General features: G+C 69.2%; 20 protein-coding genes and 2 pseudogenes. 11 read left to right on the top strand and 11 right to left on the bottom strand.

The window, feature by feature from the left end; translation table 11 throughout:
• Nucleotides 1-2: 2 nt before the first annotated feature.
• From tgmC to OG746_RS37225, 4 genes are read right to left on the bottom strand one after another with little or no spacing between them, the layout of a single operon-like run.
• Complete coding sequence (tgmC, locus tag OG746_RS37210; RefSeq protein WP_266722811.1) at nucleotides 3-1,151, bottom strand: ATP-grasp peptide maturase system methyltransferase; 1,149 nt, start codon at nucleotides 1,149-1,151, stop codon at nucleotides 3-5.
• A complete protein-coding gene (gene tgmB / locus OG746_RS37215) occupies nucleotides 1,148-2,128 on the bottom strand; it encodes an ATP-grasp ribosomal peptide maturase (protein WP_266722813.1) in 981 nt (326 codons plus the stop codon). Before tgmB ends, tgmC begins: the two co-directional genes overlap by 4 nt.
• Entirely contained in the window at nucleotides 2,112-2,969 is an 858-nt protein-coding gene (gene tgmA, locus OG746_RS37220) for a putative ATP-grasp-modified RiPP (protein WP_266722815.1), read from the bottom strand. The genes tgmB and tgmA overlap by 17 nt, the downstream gene beginning before the upstream one ends.
• Before the next feature lie 4 nt (nucleotides 2,970-2,973).
• On the bottom strand, nucleotides 2,974-3,663 hold the full coding sequence (locus OG746_RS37225; RefSeq protein ID WP_266722817.1) for an ATP-binding protein: 690 nt from the start codon (nucleotides 3,661-3,663) through the stop codon (nucleotides 2,974-2,976).
• A gap of 65 nt (nucleotides 3,664-3,728) precedes the next feature.
• Here OG746_RS37225 and OG746_RS37230 point away from each other — a divergent pair, with 65 nt between their 5' ends.
• Both OG746_RS37230 and OG746_RS37235 read left to right on the top strand, forming a co-directional pair.
• Nucleotides 3,729-4,187 (top strand): DNA-processing protein DprA, encoded by a 459-nt coding sequence (locus OG746_RS37230; RefSeq protein ID WP_266722819.1) that lies wholly within the window; start codon nucleotides 3,729-3,731, stop codon nucleotides 4,185-4,187.
• A 25-nt stretch (nucleotides 4,188-4,212) separates the two neighbouring features.
• Complete coding sequence (locus OG746_RS37235; protein WP_266722821.1) at nucleotides 4,213-5,553, top strand: NsdA family TPR-like regulatory protein; 1,341 nt, start codon at nucleotides 4,213-4,215, stop codon at nucleotides 5,551-5,553.
• Between the two features lie 11 nt (nucleotides 5,554-5,564).
• On the opposite strand, the gene OG746_RS37240 is transcribed toward OG746_RS37235, so the two are convergent.
• On the bottom strand, nucleotides 5,565-5,705 hold the full coding sequence (locus OG746_RS37240) for a hypothetical protein (protein ID WP_266722823.1): 141 nt from the start codon (nucleotides 5,703-5,705) through the stop codon (nucleotides 5,565-5,567).
• A gap of 554 nt (nucleotides 5,706-6,259) precedes the next feature.
• On the opposite strand from OG746_RS37240, the gene OG746_RS37245 reads away from it, so the two are divergent.
• The gene (locus OG746_RS37245) at nucleotides 6,260-6,625 is read left to right on the top strand and encodes a site-specific integrase (protein WP_266722825.1); all 366 of its coding nucleotides are present in this window, start codon (nucleotides 6,260-6,262) and stop codon (nucleotides 6,623-6,625) included.
• 623 nt (nucleotides 6,626-7,248) lie between these two features.
• Here the strand turns inward: OG746_RS37245 and OG746_RS37250 are convergent.
• Entirely contained in the window at nucleotides 7,249-9,210 is a 1,962-nt protein-coding gene (locus OG746_RS37250; RefSeq protein ID WP_266722826.1) for a CocE/NonD family hydrolase, read from the bottom strand.
• Nucleotides 9,211-9,326: 116 nt separating this feature from the next.
• Between OG746_RS37250 and OG746_RS37255 the strand changes: the two genes are divergently transcribed.
• Genes OG746_RS37255 through OG746_RS37265 form a run of 3 tightly spaced genes read left to right on the top strand, consistent with a single transcriptional unit; the run spans nucleotide 9,327 to nucleotide 12,096 of the window.
• Nucleotides 9,327-10,592 (top strand): MFS transporter, encoded by a 1,266-nt coding sequence (locus OG746_RS37255; RefSeq protein ID WP_266722828.1) that lies wholly within the window; start codon nucleotides 9,327-9,329, stop codon nucleotides 10,590-10,592.
• 24 nt (nucleotides 10,593-10,616) lie between these two features.
• Nucleotides 10,617-11,441 (top strand): alpha/beta fold hydrolase, encoded by an 825-nt coding sequence (locus tag OG746_RS37260; protein ID WP_266722829.1) that lies wholly within the window; start codon nucleotides 10,617-10,619, stop codon nucleotides 11,439-11,441.
• A 46-nt stretch (nucleotides 11,442-11,487) separates the two neighbouring features.
• The gene (locus OG746_RS37265) at nucleotides 11,488-12,096 is read left to right on the top strand and encodes a TetR/AcrR family transcriptional regulator (RefSeq protein ID WP_266722830.1); all 609 of its coding nucleotides are present in this window, start codon (nucleotides 11,488-11,490) and stop codon (nucleotides 12,094-12,096) included.
• Nucleotides 12,097-12,125: 29 nt separating this feature from the next.
• On the opposite strand, the gene OG746_RS37270 is transcribed toward OG746_RS37265, so the two are convergent.
• The 3 genes and pseudogenes from OG746_RS37270 to OG746_RS37280 form a co-directional block, all read right to left on the bottom strand.
• Nucleotides 12,126-13,283, bottom strand: a complete 1,158-nt coding sequence (locus OG746_RS37270) for an acyl-CoA dehydrogenase family protein (RefSeq protein ID WP_266722831.1) — start codon at nucleotides 13,281-13,283, stop codon at nucleotides 12,126-12,128.
• 70 nt (nucleotides 13,284-13,353) lie between these two features.
• Entirely contained in the window at nucleotides 13,354-14,646 is a 1,293-nt protein-coding gene (locus OG746_RS37275; protein ID WP_323179732.1) for an AMP-binding protein, read from the bottom strand.
• Nucleotides 14,559-14,867: pseudogene (locus OG746_RS37280) on the bottom strand (AMP-binding protein); the annotation flags it as partial. The pseudogene OG746_RS37280 and the gene OG746_RS37275, both read right to left, overlap by 88 nt.
• A 186-nt stretch (nucleotides 14,868-15,053) precedes the next feature.
• On the opposite strand from OG746_RS37280, the gene OG746_RS37285 reads away from it, so the two are divergent.
• The 5 genes from OG746_RS37285 to OG746_RS37305 are packed head-to-tail and all read left to right on the top strand — an operon-like array spanning nucleotide 15,054 to nucleotide 19,238.
• Complete coding sequence (locus OG746_RS37285) at nucleotides 15,054-16,238, top strand: lipid-transfer protein (protein ID WP_266722833.1); 1,185 nt, start codon at nucleotides 15,054-15,056, stop codon at nucleotides 16,236-16,238.
• Nucleotides 16,239-16,240: 2 nt separating this feature from the next.
• The gene (locus tag OG746_RS37290) at nucleotides 16,241-16,693 is read left to right on the top strand and encodes an FAS1-like dehydratase domain-containing protein (protein ID WP_266722835.1); all 453 of its coding nucleotides are present in this window, start codon (nucleotides 16,241-16,243) and stop codon (nucleotides 16,691-16,693) included.
• Nucleotides 16,690-17,091, top strand: coding sequence for a MaoC/PaaZ C-terminal domain-containing protein (locus tag OG746_RS37295; protein ID WP_266722836.1), 402 nt, complete (start codon nucleotides 16,690-16,692; stop codon nucleotides 17,089-17,091). Before OG746_RS37290 ends, OG746_RS37295 begins: the two co-directional genes overlap by 4 nt.
• A gap of 36 nt (nucleotides 17,092-17,127) precedes the next feature.
• Nucleotides 17,128-17,955 (top strand): SDR family NAD(P)-dependent oxidoreductase, encoded by an 828-nt coding sequence (locus tag OG746_RS37300; RefSeq protein WP_266722837.1) that lies wholly within the window; start codon nucleotides 17,128-17,130, stop codon nucleotides 17,953-17,955.
• 50 nt (nucleotides 17,956-18,005) lie between these two features.
• The gene (locus OG746_RS37305; protein WP_266722839.1) at nucleotides 18,006-19,238 is read left to right on the top strand and encodes a TetR/AcrR family transcriptional regulator; all 1,233 of its coding nucleotides are present in this window, start codon (nucleotides 18,006-18,008) and stop codon (nucleotides 19,236-19,238) included.
• Between the two features lie 15 nt (nucleotides 19,239-19,253).
• Here OG746_RS37305 and OG746_RS37310 read toward each other — a convergent pair.
• Together OG746_RS37310 and OG746_RS37315 are read right to left on the bottom strand one after the other, a co-directional pair.
• A pseudogene (locus OG746_RS37310) lies at nucleotides 19,254-20,123 on the bottom strand (helix-turn-helix domain-containing protein); the annotation flags it as partial.
• Between the two features lie 104 nt (nucleotides 20,124-20,227).
• A complete protein-coding gene (locus OG746_RS37315) occupies nucleotides 20,228-21,109 on the bottom strand; it encodes an SDR family oxidoreductase (RefSeq protein WP_266722841.1) in 882 nt (293 codons plus the stop codon).
• Nucleotides 21,110-21,115 lie beyond the last annotated feature (6 nt).

A 21,115-nucleotide genomic window follows, 5' to 3' on the forward strand; every position in this document is an offset into this window, starting at 1 on the left:
CTTCACACGGGGAGCAGCCAGCTGGGCCCGTCGGGAGTGCCGAGCCATACGCGTTGTCGCACTCGCGTAATCGTGAGTCCGAATTCTCGGAGGTGGGGGGAGCCGGCCGCTGTCCAGACCTCGATGGCGTCCTCGATCGCGTCCCACAACTTGAGTGGTCCGCGCTGTTCGACGATCCACCCTTCGTGCTCGGCGGGACGTGTTCGTGCTTGGGAGCCGGTGGCGACGTCGAAGAGGATCTGTTCGGCGCCCGCTCCGAACCGTTCGGCCGAGGGGGCTGCGAGCTGTCCGACGAACCGGCCCGTCCAGTCGTCGAGCAGCGTCGGGTCGATGCGGCTGGGGCGTTGTTCGCCGGGCAGGAACTCGAGCCTGCCGCGCGGCGGGTGGTCGTGCGGCCGGGCCAGCATGAACGAGGTGTAGCCGGGGAGGAAGCGGCCGGTGGCCTCGCCGTTGGCGTCGACGGTCAGGCGCACGAGACCGTGTCCGAAGGACCAGCCGCCCAGGGTGACGAGGATGGTGCCGCCCGGCTTGATCTGGCGCAGCCATGGGTACGGGACGAACCGCACCGAGCATGCGGCGATCAGCCGGTCGTAGGGGGCGCCGTCGGGTGCACCGAGCAGCCCGTCATTGGTGATCAGCGTGGGGTGGTGCCCTGCGGTGTCGAGGGCGTTGCGGGCGCGCTCGGCCGCGTCCGGGTCGATCTCGACCGAGGTCACGTTCCGGGCGCCGAGCACGTTGCTGAGCAGCGCTGTGGAGTATCCGGTGCCGGTGCCGATCTCTAGGACGCGGTCGCCGGGCGTGGTTCCGGCGCGTTCGATCATCTGCACGACGAGGCCCGGCAGTGTCGAGGACGACGACGGGCTGCCTTCCACGGGGCCGGTGGCTTCCTCGGCGAGCACGCCATCGACTTGCGTCACCCACGAGTCGTTGCGGTAGGTGAGGTTGAGCCATTCCTGGGTGGGGACGCTGTCCCGGCGCAGCGCCGTCCATGCGGTCGATTCCGGGAGTCCGGTCTGCTGGAAGAGGGCGGGGCCGAGGAAGAGTTCGCGGGGCTCGGTCTCGATCGCGGCCCGCCAGGTGTTGTCGTGCAGCCAGTCGTCCTCGGTGAGGGTGGCGGCGAGTCGGTGCCGCAGGGCCTGGGCGGTGCTCATGTGCGGCCTTTCTGCAAGGTGTCGGCGAGTGCTTCGGTGATGGCCTGTCGGGTGGGGGCGTCGACGAAGGCCCATTGCCCGTTGGGGTTGCATTCCAGGAACCACCATCGGCCGTCCGCGTCGAGTGCGAAGTCGAAAGCGCTGAAGGTGAGCCCGAAAGCGTCGAGGAAGGCGCGGACGGCGGTTCGGATGGTGCCTGGGACCGGTACCGGGGTGTACGAGAGGCGGTGGTAGTCCTCGCGCCAGTCCAGGTGACCGCCGTCGATGTCGATCCGGGTCGCGAACAGTTCGTCACCGACGGCTGCGAGGCGTACGTCGGCGACCTTGTCGACGCAGGACTGAAAGAAGTGGGGGCACACGCCGATGCGTTCGTCGATCTCGGCCGGGTCGACGACACGTACCCACACGGTTCGCCCCTTGCCGTCGTCACCGGGGAGGTGAACGAGGCGAAGCGGCTTGTAGACGGCCGGGCCGCGCCGGGTGATGAACCGGCGGGCGTCGTCAGGGCTGGTCGTGATGAGGCTCTCGGGTACGTGCATGCCCACGCAGGCTGCGGCCGTGAGCTGCGCGTTCTTGTATTCGGCGTCGCGGTTGCGCCACGGGTGGTTGACGTAGAGGGTGCCGGGAAGGTTGGCGAGCACTCCCGCATACCCGGCCCGCGATTGGGAGTTGGTGAACTGTTCCTCCACGGTGACGCCGGGGCCGGTGCCGCCGTAGGGGGTGGGGCGTCGCCAGTAGACCGAGCGCACGGCGGCGAGATCGATCTGGCGCGTCGGGGTGTGAATGGCTCCGGAAAGCCCTCGGTCGGTCAGGAGCGCGCTCATCCGGGCGTCGGAGTCGAAGTCGACACCCGGGTCGAGCCGCACGACCGGGACGCCCCGGCCATGCAGCTCGTCGAGCACTAGATCCGCTGTGGTGTCCCCGAGGAAGGTCAGGGTAAGGATCGGCGACTCGCACATGTCAGTCCGACTGCTCATCCGGAATGGAGTCGGAGTCGGCGGGCGGTGGCGGCTTGCCTCCGCCCCCGTCGGAACCGGTCTGCGTCGACTGCGACGTCGCGGTGATGTTGCCCAGGGTGGGCCGGTCGATGAGCTGTCCTCTGTCGTCGCGATAGACGGTCGTCTGGCTCTCGGGGTCGAGCGTCGGTTGCGCGTACGGCAGATCGACAGTGTTCCGGTAGGGGGCAAGACGGGTCATGCCCCAGGGGATCTGTGTGTGACTCACGTGGGTCGCTCCTTGTGTGATGGGGAGATGCGGGCTTGCGGTTGCCTGGCCGCTGGCTCGTTGAGTGAGTAGCGGGAGTCGGGGGGGAGGGCTGATGATCCGGATCGGCGAGGGGGACTCTGTCGTGCGTGCCATGCCGAACAGGAGTCGGCCGCGGGGCAGCCCGGTGTCGACGTACTGGTCGGCGGCCGCCTGTGCAGCGCCCCGCAAGAGAGGGTCGAGTCCGAGGGCGACAGCGAGTTCGTTACGTTCCCTCAGCAGCCGGACGAGCCGCGGATGTGCGGGAATCTCGATGCCGAAGCGAGAGCCGGCGGGGTGAATGAGCAATCGGGTGCCGGCGTGTCTGGTGACCTTCGGTCCCGAGCCGCTCAGAGGTTTGTCGGGCGCGACAAGGCCGAGTGCGTCAGCGAGTTGACGCATGTCCTGTTCGATCGACTCGGCGGACTCATGAGGCCACCGGCCGGGCGGATGAGCAAGCAGCACGATTCCCAGCGGGTGGCCGGTGCGGTCGGCGCCGATCCATGTCCAGGCGCCGAGCGAGGCGAGCAGGCCCGGTGAGATCGCGCGGACGTCGGCCCGGGAGGGCGTCACCATGAGGTCAACGCTCCCTGTCGGTGGCGAGGGAAACTTTGAACTCCGCCCAGACCGCCTTCTCGTCGGGTCCGCCATGGGTGACGCCCCAGTCGTCGGCGATCGCCTCGAGGAGGAAGAGGCCGCGACCGTCGACGGCGTCGGCCTCAGGCTGCCGCAGGTCGGGCAGCCCTGTGGCCTGGTCGCGGACCTCGACACGTACGCGGGCGTCGTCGAGGGCGACGCGGACAACGAAGCTGAGCGCCGCCGGGTCGGCGTGTCGCACCGCATTGGTCGACAGTTCCGAGACGCAGAGCCGAACGTCGTCGTGCCGCCCGGACAGCCGCCAGGCGGACATGGCAGCGGTGACGAAGGCACGCGCTTGGGCCACCGATGCCGGGTGGGTGAGGAATTCTCGTTCGCGGGGTTGCTGCACGGCGGCCGCCTTACCTGCGCATGTCGGCGCCGCGTCCGGGCGACTGCCGTTCGGGATGCCCAACAGGAACGCGAGGCGCTGTGCGGTGCCGGCTTCGTCGCCGGTCGCTCCGAGCTCGTAGCCCCACCCGGTGACGTAGTGTCCGCCGGCGGTTCCGACGGCCTCTACCAGGTACGGGTTAAGGGGGTTGGTCACGCTTACGATGCTGTCGTCGTCATTTGTGACGGACAGTCCCCGTGCCTTGAGGTGCTCGGACAGAATGACCGAGGCGTTCGCGTCCATGAGCCGATCCCACCGCAGCAGTGGGTACCGGCGGGATACGACAACCTATGACACGGAGATGATCAATGCCTCTAGCTGTGACGATCACCGGAACCCGGACAACCGATCATCGCGAACTCACGTGGTTCAACGACGTGTTCGCCACCTACCTGGGTGCGTTCGCGGACGACGAGGCTCACTTCTACGTCGGTGGCGCCGTGGGCATCGACAGTCTCTCGCTGCTGTGGCTCGCCGGAAACGCCAAGTCGACGATCACGGTGGTCGCCCCTGGCACCGTGGCACAGCAACCGTCCGACGCACGGCAAGCGATCAGCCGATGCCGCAACCGGATCGCCGACGTCGTCGAGTTGGGCGCCGACGAACTGCACACCCCCGCCTATCACGCACGCAACCGCTGGATGGCGGACCACTCGGACATGGTGATCGGGTTCCCCCTCGAAGGACCCGAGACACCCTCGGGAACCTGGCAAACCCTCAACTACGCCTCCCAGAAGGGGAAACCTCGCCTAATCGTGCCCGTCTGACCAGTCCGAAGCGCATCATGAAGCCATGAACGCGCGGAGACACCTTGGCGCCGCCACGATGCGGAAGCTGCGGCAGTCGCGCGGCTGGTCGCTCGCAGACACCGCGCGGGCCCTCATCACTACCGCCGCACGGCTACACCAGCCCCTCGACGCCGGCGTCACCAGTGTGCAGCGATCCGTCGCCCGATGGGAAAGCATGAGCGCACCGATCGCGCCGAGCGAGCGCTACCAACTCCTCCTCGCCCACCTCTACGCCCGAGACGCCGACGGGCAGCACAGACTCGGCCGCGGCTCGGATTTCGCCGAACTCCTCGACGCACTGGCCCACCTGGGCGAAAGCGACAACCGGCTCTTCGAGCTCCGATCACTGCTCATCCGGACCAGCACCGACGCGGGCGGAGGCATGCTCGCGCTGCTCGGCCCCGCCACACAGCGCGCCATGACCGAAACCCTCCACGACCCCGCACAGCTCGACGAGGGGCTGCTCGCCGAACTGCGCGACGCCCTCGGCGAAGTGAACCGACAAGTCGGCAGCGTGCCGTTCGTGCGCCTGCAACTGCTGCTCTCACCCGTCGTCGAATCCTGCCGCCGTCTCCTCGAAGGCGCGACGCCCGAACCGCTGCGGCCCCAACTGAACGAGATCGCCGCGCAGTCGTACACGCTCGCCGCCCGCCTTGCTTTCGAAACCCGCGACGACGGCGCCTCCCGATCCCTCTACACCAGTGCCACACACGCAGCCGGAGCTCTCAGCGACCCGTGGCGCCGCGCCGTCGTGCACATGAGTCACTCCCTGGTGACCTTGTACTCGACCCCCGGGATCGACGCCGCTCGAGCGCTCGTCGACGCCGCAGTGCGTGACGCCCGTGCGGGAGCGAGCGTCACCGTACGCGCCCGTGCGCATGCGCTCCAGGCGGAACTAGCAGCACGTGCGGGGGCGGAACGGCACGCCCAAGCCGCCCTGTCCCTCGCGTGGTACGACATGGAAGGACCTCCTGAGAACGACCCGGCAACGAGCAGCTTCTCGCCCGCCCACCTACGGGGGTTCGAAGGGCTCTGCGAGCTCTACGTCGGCGACCCGGCCACGGCACACGACTACTTCGCCCGCTCGGCCGACGCGCTCGCCGCACCACGCGAGCGAGTGCAACGGGCCATCGTGTCGACCGACCAGGCGCTCGCGCGCATCAAACTCGACGAGCCGCACGCAGCAGCCGGCTTGCTCCACGAATGCATCGACACGGCAACGGAGACGGGCGGGCGAGTCGCGGCGATCCGGCTGCGTCGGGCCCGCCGTGAACTGCGCCCATGGCGCGGCGAGACCTTCGTCGCCGATCTCGACGACCATCTGATCGAGTCCCTTGGAGCGTGACCGGACAAAGACTAGGGAAGCAGTCCACCGCTCCTCCGCGCCCCTTCGCAGAGGAAGCGCTCGTGGGCGGCTTGGATCTCGTGGAGGCCGAACGTGTAGTGCGCCCGCAGACGCAGCGAGCCGGAGTCGACGAGCTTGACGAGTTCACTCAATCCCGCGCCGTCCTCTGGACTTGGCTGACGGTGGCACGGATCCCGTGAGCGGACACATCCGGTACGGGCCCGGCTTGGGTGGCGATCGACGCGTATGGCTCGCCGTCCGCCACCGCCTCGGTCACGAAAGCCCCGAAAGTGTCGAAGACCGCGTCGTGGCCTCGCACTTGAAGGTCACCGGGGTCGGTAGTGACAAAGGCGGCACCGTGCTCTTGGGCGAATGCGACCTGTGCGTCGGCAGGCCTGCTCGCCGCCCTCGCGGTAGGTAACTGAGTGCCGAGCGACTCATTCTGATGGCCCGTCACCAGGTCTCCGTACCGACCTCGGCGTCGAGTTCGGTGTGACCGACGTGATCCCGGAGCGCGGCGAGGAAGGGCATTGCGAAGGTCCGCGAGCTGACCGGAGGCGTTGCGGTTGCCGCGCGCCCGCGCTGTGCCCATGTCCGCCCCGCCCGCGTCGTACACCGCGGCCCCGCGCCGACCGGACCCGCCCGCCGCGGCGCGAAGCCGCCCGCCGTCCCCGTCGCCGCGATCGACGACCCGGCGCTGCCCGAGGTGCTGGCCGAGCTGGCGGCGGCGCGGGCCGACGAGATGGACGCCGACACCGTCAACCGGGAGCTGTCCATCGCGCGCAAGGCGATCGGCTGGTGGCAGCGCCAGGGCTGGATCCAATGCGATCCGACGATCGGCATCGAGCGGCGGCCGGCACCGCCCGACCGCACCAAGGCTCTCGCGGAGAACCAGATCGCTGCCCTGTGGCGCCTCGACGTCGCGCTGCGGGAGAAGACGCAGTGGAAGATGCTCTACGAGTCCGCCGCACGGGCCGACGAGGTGCTGTGCCTGAACGTGGAAGACCTGTACCCGCAAGACAAGCGGGGGAAGATCACCGCCAAGGGCGGGGCGATCGAATGGATTCGCTGACAGTCCGGCACCGCCCAGCTCCTGCCCCGCCTCATCGCCCGCCGCACCCGCGGCCCGCTGTTCCTCACCGACCGCAAGGCGCCGGCCGGAACACCGACGCTCGACGTATGTCCGGAGACCGGCCGGGCCCGGCTCTCCTACCGCCGCGCTGAGGAGATCTTCGAGGAGAACACCCGGCTGCCGGCCAACCCCCTCGCCTCACCCGACTACATCGAGGACCTGGACGGCTGGACACTGCACCGGCTACGTCACAGTGCCCTCACGCACGACGCGGAAGACGGCACCTCCACCCCGATGCTGCTGGCCCGCTCCCGCCACGCATCCGTCCGCTCCCTGGAGCGATACGCACGGCCCGGCGTCGACTCGGTCGCTCGGCACGTCGCCGAACGCGACCCCGCTACACGTCGCCGCACGTAGATCCGAGCGGTCGGGGCTTCAAGATCATCCCGTTGCCCCCTTGGCGCGTATCTCGGTCACACCCCCTCCTTGCCCGCTTGCCTGCCCTGAGCGACCAGCCACGCAACCGACGCAACGCCGTCCGTGTCTGGATCGCTGCCCTCTATCCGACCGCCACTCCCGACCGTCCCTGTGATCGTGCGGTGGGTGGCGGAGTTCCGCCCCGGTCAGGGGCACATGACCGCGTCGGTGCACGGGGCCCCGGTCGCGCCGGGGGCCGCGAGCGGCACCTGTACGTACGAGGCGTCGCCGCCGCCGCGCCGGATCCGGTAGACACCGCCAGCCAGGTTCACTGTCTGGGCGGCGGACGGGAGGAGAGCGGGAGAGTCGTTGGTGCCGATGGTCACGCGGATGCGGTGGCCGGCCGCGATGGTCGCCTGCGTGGGGAACACCTCGACGTCGTAACTGTTGACCGTGCCCCGCGGTGCCTGGTCGGCCGATGCGCGCGTGTGCGGGTGATACGGCACGAGCGGCGTGCCGTCCGGCGCGGACCAGGTGCGGCGGGAGTCGAGGGCGCGGTGCGAACCGAGCAGCGCGCCGCGGCTCAGCGGTGTGGAGGTGCCGTCGGGTGCGACGTCCTCGAGCCGCACCACCCACTCGCTGTCCTTGGTGTTGACCTTCGCGCTGATGTGCGCGCTGATCGGCCCGGCGATCACGCGGGGGTGCTTCAGCGGCGCCGTGGTGTAGGTCTGCGCGTACGGAGCCTTCTGGGTGGCGCGGTCGTCGGTGTTGCACGGCGAGGGCGGCAGTCCTGCCTTGTCCAGTGCGTTCTGGTCGCTGCCGAGCAGGAGGAACTGGGTGATGGACGGTGTGCACAGCGGTGTGTTGGACCATGTGATCGCGTCGGTGCCGGAGTCCGTGGGTGCTGTGGTGCTGAGCGTGTTCCCCGCGCCGAGATACATGCGCGTCGGCGCGGCTCCGGCGAACGGGTAGGTCGCGCCCTGGGTCCATGCCCCCGTCGCCCTGTCGACGGTGCGCAAGGGGGTCCTGGTCGCGGTGACGCCGTTGTCCACGCCCTTGAGCCAGTGGTCGAACCACCGGAGTGCGACGGCGTTGACCTGGATCCGGTCGGGCGAGGACGGCAGCCCCAGTTGATTGTGGTACCAGTCGCCGTAGATCAGCTGGAATCGCGGATCGGCCTTCTGGCCCGCGTCCATCGGCGCGGAGACCGACCGTCCGGCGGCGGCGTTCTGTAGGCCGGCGTAGAGGTGGGGACCGCCGCGCTGGAAGGCGTCCCGCCAGCCGCCCAGGATCATCGTGGGGACGTCGTTGGCGACGATGTCCCCGAGCACGTTGTGGGGGCTGCGGTCCTGCCAGTACGGCTCGTCGTACACGGCCGGTCCGCCCAGGGCCACTTCCGCGACCGGGAGCGCGCCGAGACCGCCGAGATGGCCGATCATCACCGAGAGGAGGCGGGTGACGTCTGCCGGGGTGCGGGCGGTCTTCAGGGCCTCCGTGAGGGCGTTCTGTTCGCTCAACGGGAGGTTCGCGAGGACGAATTCGGCCAGCAGGAGCGGGTTGGTGACTCCGCCCGGGGCCGCTACGTCCCGGTAGACGTCATCGGAGGGCACGATCGGCATGATCGCCTTGAGGGGCGATTTCGCTCCTATGCGGCCGGCCAGCAGCAACTGGTTGATGCCCGCGTACGACTCCCCGATCATGCCGACGGAGCCGGTCGAATGCGGCAGCTTCGAGGCCCAGTTGACGACGCGCGCGCCGTCGGCCGACTCCTGCGGCTGCTCGAACGACCATGTCCCGCCCGACAATCCGGTCCCCCGGACGTCGACGGTGGCGTGGATGTAGCCGTGCTCGATGAGGTCCTTGTCCATCCCCATCCCGACGTCCCCGCGTTCGGGGTCCGACTCGCCCTGGTCCTTGCCGTACGGCGTGAGCGTGAGCACGACGGGGAACGGGCCGCGGGCGGGCTTCCCGGTCGAGGGATCCGTCGGCGCGTAGACGTTCGCCTCCAGCACCACCCCGTCGCTCATGGTGATCGGGACGTTGTGGGTGATGCCGACGCCGTAGGCCGGCGGGTCGGGGAGCGCCGTCGAGGGGGGAGCGAGCGCGAGGCTGCCCGCCGCGGTGATCGATGCGATGAACAGGGCTGCGGAGCGGATGCGGCGCGGCATGGAAACCTCCTGGGCACAACTGACTAGTCAGCGCTGACTAGTTCAAGTTAGTGTGGCGCCGCCCCAACCCGCCAGGGTCGTGCAGCACTTGGCCCGAGGCTCCATCGGAGGAGCACATGACGCGCACCGAGCTCACCGCGCAGGCACATCACTCCGTTCCAGCGGTGCGACTGCGCCGCCTGCTCCCTTTCCTCCTTGCGGCGGTCGCGGCCATGACCGCCGTGTTCAACGGCGTCCAGCAGGTGCTCGTCCCCACTCAGGTCGAAGCGCTGGACTCCGCGCACAAGGTGGGAAACCTGGCCCTGCTCACGACGTTCGCCGCCCTCGCCTCGCTGGTGGGGCTTCCGTTGGGCGGCGCGCTCTCGGACCGGACCCGCTCGCGTTTCGGCCGGCGCACTCCCTGGATCGTGGTGCTCTCCGGCATCTCGGGAGTGCTGATGATCGCGATGTCCAAGAGCGCGAACCTGCTTCTGCTCGGCATCTTCTACGCGCTGTTGTGGCTCGCGTCGAACATGTATCAGGGCGCCTTGATCGCGATCCTGCCGGACCGCGTCCCCGAACAACGGCGCGGCGTCGCCTCGGCGGTCGTCGGACTCGGCACTCCTGTCGGCGTGCTGATCGGCGTGAACGTCGCCAGCCGTGTGGGGCAGTTCTGGGGCTATGCGATCACCGCTGTCGTGCTCGTCGCCGCGAGCCTGGCGCTCGTGCTGGGGGCACGGGAGGAGTCCTCGCGGGGTTTCGAGACGCAGCGCGAGGACATCGCCGCGGACCACCGCGGGTTCCGCGGCTTCTTCGAGGCGTTCCGCAGCCGGGACTTCACGTGGGCCTTCGTGAGCCGCCTCGCGCTGTTCCTCTCGTACTTCACGGTCAGCGGATACCTCTACTACACGCTGACCGACTACATCGGAGAGGACAACGTGCCGGACGGCGACGTCGGGGTCGCGGTCAGCTCCCTGCTCACGATCACCACCGTGGCCTGGGTCGTGGTGGCCACCTTCCTCGGTTGGCTCGCGGACAGGATCGACCGCCGCAGGCTGTTCGTGTGCGTCTCGGCCCTCGGGCTCGCGGCCACCTTCTGCATCCCGGTGATCAGCCCCACCTGGACCGGCATGGTCGTCTACTCGGTCTTCCTCGGCATCTTCATCGGCACCTACTACGGGGTCGATCTCGCCGTCATGTCCCTCGTCCTGCCGCACAACGACCGCGTCGGGCGGGACTTCGGCCTCCTGGCCGTCGCGACCGGCCTTCCGCAGATCGTGTCGGGCGTGCTGGCGGGCGGCCTGCTCACCTTCTTCGGCGGATACACCGCCCTCTACGTGTTCGGAATCGTCGCCGCCCTGGTCTCCGGGGTCGCGATCTCCTTCGTCAAGACGGTCCGCTGAGCGCGGGCCGGGAGAGGACACCACATGTCGTTCGTGGTCACACCGAACGGATCCCGTATCGCCTGGGACGCCTTCGGCTCCGAGGACCTGCCGCCGCTGGTGCTCATCCAGGGGTACGGCGCTCAACTCCTGGGCTGGCGACCGGAGTTCTGTGAGCTATTGGTCCAGGAAGGTTTCCGCGTCATCCGCTTCGACAACCGCGACGTCGGGCAGTCCCAGCGCTACCCGGAGGGAGGGTACGAGCTGAGCGACCTTGCGGACGACACCGCGGCCCTGCTCGACGGGCTCCGTCTCGACTCGGCCCACATCGTCGGGCAGTCGATGGGCGGCATGGTCGCGCAGGAACTCGCCCTGCGTCATCCGGACAGGGTGCGCTCACTGGGACTCGTCTACACGGCGCCGTCGCTGCGGTACTTCTGGGGGCGGGACGCGATCGAGGGGCGCCTCGACGCGGCCGCACCGGCGAGCCGGGACGAATTCGTCGCGCACTACCGGGCCGCTGAGGCGGTCTGCCGGTCGGCTGCGTACCCCCAGGACGTCGAGTGGCTCACCGACGTCGGGGCTCAGATCTGGGAGCGAGGATGGGAGCCCGACGGACCCGAACGCCAGCTGCGGGCCGTGCTCGCCACGGTCGATCGCGACGAGGTGCTGCGCTCGCTGCGGGTGCCCGCGACGATCCTGGCGGGCGACAGTGACCAGCTGATCGATCCGGCCGCGTCCGTTCGGCTGCGGGAAGTGATCCCGGAGTCGACCCTCACGATCTTCCCCGGCATGGGCCACGAACTGCCGGAGCCGCTCTGGGGCGAGATCACCGCCCTCCTGGCCGCCGGTGCGCGGCGCAGCCAGTAGGCCCGCACTGGTCGGTCACGACAGACGCCACGGTAAATTTGGTGGCATGGCACCCTCTCACTCCGCTGCGCTGCCGGTACAGAAGCGGGCATGGAACACGCGCGAGCGCATTCTGGCAGCGGCGGTCGCCTGTCTTGCCGAGGACGGATACGCCGCGACCACGACGTCGCGCATCCAGGAACGCGCGGGCGTCTCACGCGGCAGCATGCTGCACCAGTTCCCCTCGCGCGACGACCTGCTGATCGCGGCGGTCCAGCACCTGGCTCTGCAGCGCACCGGTGAGATCGATGTTCCCAAGGCCGCCGGCACCATCGACGACGCCGTCGAGCAGATCTGGCTGAGCTTCCACGGCGCCCTGTTCCGCGCCGCGCTGCAACTGTGGGCCGCGGCTCAGCACAACCCCCAACTCGCGGATGCGCTCAGGCCGCAGGAGCACGAACTGGGGCGCCACATCCGCCGTCTGGTCATCGCCCTGTTCGGACCGGAACTCGCCGCGCACCCGGGTTTCGCCGATCTCGCGCCCGTGCTCCTGTCGAGCATGCGGGGCGTCGCTCTGACCTACACCTTCGAACCACGGGATCACAGCAGCGATCCGAACCTCGCGGTGTGGAAGCGCCTGGCCCACCGCATCCTGGACGCACCGGCCCAGGGCTGACGCAGGCGCTTCCGGGGCCGCGTGCCCGTCTACAACCCCAGATCCTTGGCGATGATCGCTTTCATCACCTCGCTGGTGCCGCCGTAGATCCGGCTGACCCGGATGTCGGCGTACAAGCGGGCGATGGGGTACTCCTGCATGTAGCCGTATCCGCCGTGCAGTTGCAGACATGCGTCGATGACCCGGCCGGCCGTCTCGGTGCAGAACAGCTTGATGCGCGCCGCGTCCGCGGCCGTGAGGCTCCCGGCGTCGTCCGCGGCGATGCCCCGGTCGGCGAGGGACTGTGCCGCCTCCACCTGCGTGGCACAGTCAGCGAGCGTGAACTTGGTGTTCTGGAACTCCGCCACCGGCCTGCCGAAGACGTTTCGGTCGCGTACATAAGCCCGGGTGAAGTCGACGGCAGCGGCCGCGGAGGCGACTGCCGCGACGCCGATCGCCAGGCGCTCGCGCGGGAGGTGCGCACCGAGGTGGGCGAAGCCGTGGTCCACGCGGCCGAGCATGTCGCCGACCGGAACGCGGACGTCCGCGAAGGACAGTTCGCTGGTGTCCGAGGTGTGCATGCCGATCTTGTCCAGCTGCCGCCCGATGGAGAAGCCCTCGCTGGAGGTGTCGACGACGAGCAGGCTCAGGCCGTGGCGGCGGTCGTCCGCGGCGGGCGGCGAGGTGCGGGCGACGACCACGCACAGCTCGGAGTTGCGGGCGCCGGTGATGAACGTCTTGGAGCCGTTGAGCACGTAGTGCTGTCCGTCGTCGGACAGCCGTGCCGTGGTGCGGATGCCGGCGAGGTCGGAGCCAGTGCCGGGTTCGGTCATCGCAATGCACAGGGTGGTGGCGCCCGAGGCGATGCCCGGCAGCCAGCGCGACTTCTGCTCGTCGGTGGCCAGCCGCAGCAGATAGGGGAGGACGACGCCGGTCGACACGAAGTGGTGCCCGAGGACGACAGCCGCCCGGGCCGCCTCTTCGGCGATGACGGCCTGGAACTTGTAGCTGGTGGGACCGGGACCGCCGTACTCCTCGGGGATGTCGAAGCCGGTCACACCCAGGACGCCGAGTTTGTGGAACAGCTCGCGCGGCACGCGCTGCGCCGCGAGCCACTCGTCGTACACGGGCGTGACTTCCTTCGCGAGGAAGTCCCGGACGACACCCCGGAAGGCCTCGTGCTCGTCGTCGTAGATGGTGCGCTTCATGATCTGTTGCTCCTTGTCGGGCCGAGTGGGTCAACAGCCTTGTCGGCATGGGCGGTTGATGTGCGGCCGGTCAGAGATGGCCCGCCCGACGGGCCCCGCGCAGTACGCGCTTGAGGACCTTGCCGGCGCCGGAGACCGGGAGGGCGTCGATGAACTCGACGCTGCGGGGCACCTTGTAGTTGGCTATGTGGGTCCGGCAGAAATCGGTCAACTCCCCAGGGAGGGCGGCGGCCCCGGGGTGCAGCACCACGACGGCGTGCACGCGCTCGCCGTACGTCGGATCGGGGACACCGATCACGGCGCAGGAAGCGACGGCCGGGTGCCGGGCGAGGGCCTTCTCGACCTCGACGGAGTACACGTTCTCGCCCCCGGTGACGATCATGTCCTTGATCCGGTCGACGACGAACAGATAACCGGCGTCGTCCATGCGCCCCGCGTCACCGGTGTGCATCCATCCGCCGCGCAGCGCCTGGGCGGTTTCCTCGGGGCGGTTCCAGTAGCCGAGCATGACGTTGTCGCCGCGCACGACGATCTCTCCGACCGTGCCGGGGGGAACCTCACGGTCCTCGGCGTCCACGACGCGTACGTCGACGGCGACCGCCGAGCGGCCGGCCGAACGGCGGAGCCCCGCGACGAGGTGGTCGTCCGGCAGCAGAAGCGTTGCCACCGGCCCCAGTTCGGTCATCCCGTACGCCTGCACGAAGTCGGCGTGGGGGAAACGCTGCATCGAGCGTTCGAGGACGGCCTCGGACATCGGGGACGCACCGTAGATCACGTTGCGGACGCTGCTCAGGTCGACGGTGTCGGCGTCCGGGTGGTCGCACAGCAACTGGAGCATCGTGGGCACGAGCAGGGTGTCGGTGATCCGGTGCCGCTCGATGGCGGCCAGCACGGCCGTCGGCTCGAATGCGGGGACCATCACATGGGTGGTCTCGCGGAGCGTGCCCATCACCCAGGCGGCGAGATCGGCGAGATGGAACATCGGCGCGGCGTGCAGGAACCGGCCGCGTGTGGTGGCCACGGGATGCGTGGCCAGGGTGCCGACCGCGTTGCCGAGGAGGTTGTCGTGGCTGAGCTCAATTCCTTTGGCCCGGCCGGTCGTTCCGCCCGTGTAGAAGATCCCGAACAGGTCGGAGCCGCCGCGGTGCGCGTCCTCGGCGGGGCGTGCGCCGGCGAGGAGGTCCTCGTAGGACAGCCAGCCAGCCAGCCGGCGGGCGTGGCGCCCTCGCCCCAGTGGACGACGGTGGTCAGTGCCGGGCAGCGGTCCCTGAGGTCGTGTGCCGCCGCGGCGAAGGCGTCGTCGACGAGGAGGAGGCGGATGCCCGCGTCGTCCACGGCGAAGGCGTTCTCGGCCAGGGCCCACCGCGTGTTGAGCGGTACGGCCACCAGTCCGGCCCACGCGCAGGCGAACAGCGCTTCGTGGTAGCGGTCGGAGTTCATCGCGAGGATGCCGACCCGGTCGCCCGCCTCCAGCCCGTGGGCCCGTAGCGCTCCCGCGAGCCGGGCGACGCGATCGGCGGACTGCGCCACGGTGGTCGTGCGGTCGCCGCAGATGGTCAGCGGGCGGTCCGGTTCGCGCTGCACGACGCGGTGCAGGCAATGAGTGATGCGCAAGGCGGCCCCTTCCCTAGATGTGAATCACCATGAGTTCGTCCTGACTCACTGTGCGGTCAGTGTATTGAGGTTTGGGCGTCTCGCAAGAGCATAAGTGAATCTCCAATAGTTTTGCTGTTATGGTCCACGGCAGGCATCGAGCTCCGGGAGGACCGTATGACCGATCGTGTCTTCGTCGCGGGAGTGGGCATGGCGCCCTTCGCGACACCGCGCACCAGCGCCCCCTACGACCGCATGGCACAGGAAGCCGCTCTGCGGGCGCTCGCCGACGCGGGCGTCGCCTACGGCGACGTCCAGCAGGCCTACGCCGGTTATGTGTACGGCGATTCGGCCGGCGGGCAGAACGCCCTCTACCGCGTCGGGATGTCCGGCATCCCGATCGTCAACGTCAACAACAACTGCTCCACCGGCTCATCGGCGCTGTGGCTGGCACGCCAGGCGATCCTCGGCGGCGGCGCCGACTGTGTGCTGGTCGTCGGATTCGAGCAGATGCAGCGCGGGGCACTCGTCTCCCACTGGGAGGACCGGCCCGCACCGCTGGCCCGCTTCGAGGAGATCGCGGCCGAGGTCCAGGGCGAACACCCCGATGTCCCGTCCGCGGCACGCCTGTTCGGCGGGGCGGGGCGGGAGTACATGGAGCGCTACGGCGTCGGGCCCGAGCTGTTCGCCCGGATCGCGGTCAAGGCCCGCAGGCACGCGCGGCACAACCCCAACGCCGTCTTCCGTGACCAGGTGACCCTCGACGAGGTGCTGCAGTCGTCCATGATCTTCGATCCGCTCACCCGGCTCCAGTGCTGTCCGCCCACCTGCGGAGCCGCCGCGGCAGTCCTGGTCACCGAGGGCTTCGCGCGCTCGCGAGGCCTGCGCACCGGCGTGGCGATCTCCGCCCAGGCACTGACGACCGACACCCCGCAGTCGCACTCCGGCGACCGGATGAGCCTGGTCGGCTACGAAATGGCGCGCGCCGCCGCCGACCAGGTCTACGAGCAGGCGGGCGTCGCACCCGAGGACATCCCGGTCGTCGAACTCCACGACTGCTTCACCACGAACGAGGTGCTCAGCTACGAGGCGTTGCGGCTGACGCCCGAGGGCACGGCGGAGAAGTTCGTGCGCGACGGCGATCACACCTACGGCGGACGCGTGGTCACCAACCCCTCGGGCGGGCTGCTCTCCAAGGGGCACCCGCTCGGAGCCACCGGAGTCGCCCAATGCGCCGAACTGACCTGGCAGTTGCGCGGCGAGGCCGAAGCCCGGCAGGTCCAGGGAGCCTCGCTCGCCCTCCAGCACAACATCGGGCTCGGCGGCGCGGCCGTCGTCACCCTGTACGAGAAGGTGGGCTGAGCATGCCGATCGACGAACAGAAGGCGCTGGCCCTGGAGTTCGCGCCCTTCGAGGTCACTGTCGAGCGCGGACGGCTGAGGATGTTCGCCGCCGCCATCGGCGAGAGCGACCCCGTCCACACCGACGTCACCGCGGCCCGTGACGCCGGGCACCCCGATCTGCTCATGCCGCCCACCTTCCTGTTCTCCGTGGAGTTGGCGGCGCCGCGCCCATTCGGACACCTCGACGACCTGGGCATCGATCTGGCAACCGTGCTGCACGGAGAGCAGAGCTTCACCTACCACCGGCTCGTGCACGCGGGGGACACCCTGCGCGTGGAGCAGCGGATCGTCGGCGCGACGGCCAAGACCCCTGCCATGGACTTCCTGGTCAGGCGCAGCGAGTTCCGGCGAGGCGACGAACTGGTGGCCACCGCCGAGACCTTGACCATCGTGCGGCACGGAGGACTCGGATGACTCTCAGCACACCCCTCGTCGCGGGCACCGTCCTGGAACCGCTCCACCTGCCGCCGATCAGCCGCACCACCCTCGCCCTGTTCGCGGGCGCCTCCGGCGACGACAACCCGATCCACATCGACCTCGACGCGGCGCGCACCGCCGGTCTGGACGACGTGTTCGCCCACGGCATGCTCTCGATGGCTTATCTCGGCCGTCTGCTGACCGGCTGGGCACCGCAAGAACGCATCCGGTCCTTCGACGTCCGGTTCGTGGCCATCACGCCGCTGCACGCCCGGCCCACCTGCCGGGGCACCGTCCGCGCCGTCGAAGACGGCATCGCCGCCATCGACCTCGACGTACGCCTGGCCGACGGCACCACCACGCTGACCGGCACGGCACGCGTCGTTGCGTCCTGAGTCCGACCCATCACTCGCCCTCCGGGAGGCAGATCCATGTCCCACCTCGCGCACAAGACCGCCCTCATCACCGGATCCGGCCGCGGCATCGGCCGCGCCATAGCCCTCAAACTCGCCGCACAGGGCGCCGACGTCGTCGTCAACGACCTCGACGAGGCACCGGCCGCCGAGACCGTGGCCGCCGTCGAAGCAGCCGGCGGCCGGGCGGTCGCCTACGTCGGCAGCGTCACCGACGACGGCTTCGCCGACGCCTTCGTCAAGACGGCGGTCAGCACCTTCGGCGGCGTCGACATCATCATCAACAACGCCGGCTACACCTGGGACAACGTCATCCAGAAGATGGACGACGAGCAGTGGGACGCCATCATGGACGTCCACCTCAAGGCCCCGTTCCGACTCCTGCGGGCCGCCCAGCCGGTGCTGCGCCAACAGGCCCGCAAGGATGCCGAAGCCGGAACACCGGTGGTGCGCAAGGTCGTCAACATCTCCTCCGTCGCCGGGCTCGGTGGCAACGCAGGGCAGGCCAACTACGCCGCGGCCAAAGCGGGAGTCACCGGGCTGACCAAGACGCTGGCCAAGGAGTGGGGCCGCTACAACGTGACGGTGAACACCGTCGCCTTCGGCCTGATCGCCACGCGGCTCACCGAGGCATCCGCCGACGGCCCCGGCACCATCGACATCTCCGGCCGCCGGATCGCGGTCGGCGTGAACCCGGCGCTCCTCGCCGCCGCGGAGCAGATGATCCCGCTGGGTCGCGCAGGCACGGTCGAGGAGGCGGCGGGCGCCGTCTACCTGCTGTGCACCCCGGAATCGGACTACGTCAGCGGCCAGACCCTGGTCTGCGGCGGAGGCTGGAACAACTGACCTGCCGATAGTCTGGGCACATAAACTCGCGGTACACAGAAAGGCCCCCAGTGACGGCGCAGCAAGCCGGTACCGGTACCGACCAGCCCCTGCGCCGCACGCGCCCCTCGAACCGGCGCCAGCTGATCCTCGCCGCGGCCCGCGACCTGATCGGCGCGCGCGGGTACGAGCAGGTCGCCATGGGGGACATCGCCGAAGCGGTGACGATCAGCCCGTCCGCCCTGTACCGGCACTTCAGCAGCAAGCAGGACCTGCTCTTCGAGGTCCTGTCCTCCTCCGTCACGCCCCTCACCACGCGGCTGGAGGAGATGAGTTCGCCCTTCCGCACCGACTGGGTGGGCGAACTCGTCACCGTCGCCACCGAGCACGCCCAATCGGGCATGCTGTGGCAGCGGGAGACGATGCACCTGCCCGAGCCCCAACAGGCCCTGGTGCACGCCGAGATCCGCACCGTGGGACAGCTCGTCACCGGGTTGATCCAGCAGACACGGCCCGAGCTGGCACCCGAACGGGCCGACTACCTGGCCTGGGCCACGCTCGCCGTGCTGCTGAGCCCCGGGTCCCACCGTTCCGGCGAGACGGTGAGCCGCCCGCTGCTAACGTCGATGGTGCACACCGTGGTCCATTCCCCCGCACCGGCCCCGGCCGAGGGGACGCGCCGCGCGCCGTTGGGCCTCAAGCCGCAGTCGCGGCGTGAGAATCTGCTCGCCGAGTCCATCCGGCTGTTCTCCGAGCGCGGCTACACGCGCGTGGCCATTGAGGACATCGGTGCCGCCCTGGGCATCGCGGGCCCCAGCGTCTACAACCACTTCGCCACCAAGGGCGACATCCTCGTCACCGCCCTGACCCGTGGCTGGTCCTACCTGCTGATGGACCTCGCCGACGTCCTTGCCACTGCCCCCGACGCCGAAGAGGCCCTGAGCGGTGTGGTCGGCTCGTACGTGAAGATGTCCGTCCGGCATCCGGCGATCATCGGCCTGCTGCTGACCGAGGCACGGCATCTGCCCGAGGAGTCGCGGACGATGCTGCTTCAGGCGCAGCGCGAGTATCTGGCCGAGTGGACTGCTCTGGTGCGTGCGGTGTCGCCAACCGTCTCTTCCACCGAGGGGCGTCATCGCGTGGCGGCGGCCGTGGCCCTGGTCAACAACCTGATGCGCACCCCTCACCTCCGGGACCGCTTCGAGCTGGACCAGGTGCTCCCGCAGCTGTGCCTGTCCCTGCTCGTCCCCGGCAGCGAGGACACTCCGGCAATGGATCTTGTGGATCACGAGGGAAGTGCCTAGACGTACGAGGGCTGGACGTTGGTGGCACCTGCCCGAAAGCGGCAGACCGACGGCGCCACTGTGTGGCCGGTGGTAGCCGTAGTGGATGTTCCACACGCTGATCGCCGCAGAGCGGGCGTGCTCGCTTGTGAACTCGTGAGCGTAGAGAACTTCCTCGGCCAGGATGCGCTGATACCGCTCCACCTTGCCGTTGTGGCGAGGGGGGCACGGCTTGGTCTGCTGATAGACCTTCGCTCGCGCGAGGAACGCGGCGGCGGTCGCGCCCTTCTCATCGGCGAGGGGCTCTGTGTATGCGACTCGGGAGAAGCCGTCAATCGCCGAGTGCAGGTAGACGTAGCCACGCTTCGCGCCTGCCGACTTCGCCCGGCCTGTGGCCTTCGCCTGCTCGCTGTCGTGGCCGTGGATGCGCCAGCCTCCGCCATCCGGAATCCGACCGGCCTTCTTCACATCCAGATGCACCATATGGCCCGGCCAGCGAGCGGTGATCTTCCCCGGCTTGCGGTTGTTCTCGCCGCCGGAGTCGATGAACCTGCGTTTGCCGAGGCCGAGTCGGGTCAGGTGCCGGGTGACGGTGCGGCGGTTGACGGGGAAGCCGATGTCGGCCAACTCGTGGGTGATCCGTTGTGCGGGCCACTTGTGCTCGCGCCGCCAGATCTCGATCTTGTCGATCACCCACGCGGGCGACGCATTCGGACTCCGGCGCGGGGCCGAGGGTCGGTCTTGCAGGCCAGACTCACCGTGACTCCGCCAGCGGTTGACCCACTTCGATGCACACGCGCGGGATATCCCCAATTCGGCGGCACCGTTTGCGATCGGCCGAGTCTGGCAGCGCTCGACCAGGCGTCGGCGCCCTTCGATGGACAACGGAGCGTTGGCGTGCGCCATGGATGCCTTCCTGCCGGAAAACGAACGACGATTGCCGAACCGAGACCCCATTCAGGTCATCGAGCACGTTCGTCATGGTCTGGTGGGGCGTTCCGCCGTTCTCGTCAGTTGAACTCGGCCGCGTGGTCGATGGCCCATCTCGCGAAGGTGCCGGCCGGGCGACCAGCGAGGCGCTCAACATGATCGGTGACGCGATGGGATTCTGGTCGCCACACCGAGGCGGCGATCAGCGCCTCCACCAGTGGCTCGGGACGACCGTCGGCGAGCATCCGTGATCGCGCGAGATCAGCGGGAAGCGCCTGGAATCGCAGATCGCGTCGGAGTGCAGCACCGAGGTGAGCGATCTGGTCGGCGCGACTGAGTACCTCGGGGCCGGTCAACACGTGTGGGCCGTGGGCCAATTGATCGTGGTGTGCGAGCAATTCAGATACGGCCACATCAGCGACATCGCGCTCGTCTACGACAGCTGTGCGCGCCGTCTCCGGGCCTGAGACGACATCGCCCGCCCGCACCTGTTGCACCCAGCCACGGGCGTTGGAGGCCAGCGTGTCGCTACGCAGCACCACGGGTCGCAGACCGGCCTCGTGGAGCAGGGCTTCCATATCCGCGTGCACTTGAACGATGGGATCACTCTGACGAGCGGCTTCGTCGTCAATGGCGGTCGAGGACAGGTAGACGACACGCGGCGCCGCCGTGGTGAGTTCTACGATCAGGTCGTGGGCAGCGGCGGAATCGAGCAGTGGCCAGATCAGAAAGACCGCGTCGATGTCCACGAGCGCCTCGCGCATGGCACCGGGGTCTGTGAGGTCGCCGACCACCCACTCGACTCCTGGGCGCGCGTCGGCCTGTTCGCGCACAAGGCAGCGTACGCGCGCGCCGTGTGCTTGGAGACGGTCAACGATCTCTCGGCCGAGGTTGCCAGTCGCGCCGGTGACCAGGATCGATCGACGGTGCGGGGAGCTCGTGGGGTTGGTGGTGTCAGGCATGATCGT

It is taken from the genome of Streptomyces sp. NBC_01016 (assembly GCF_026341035.1).
Lineage (GTDB): Bacteria > Actinomycetota > Actinomycetes > Streptomycetales > Streptomycetaceae > Streptomyces.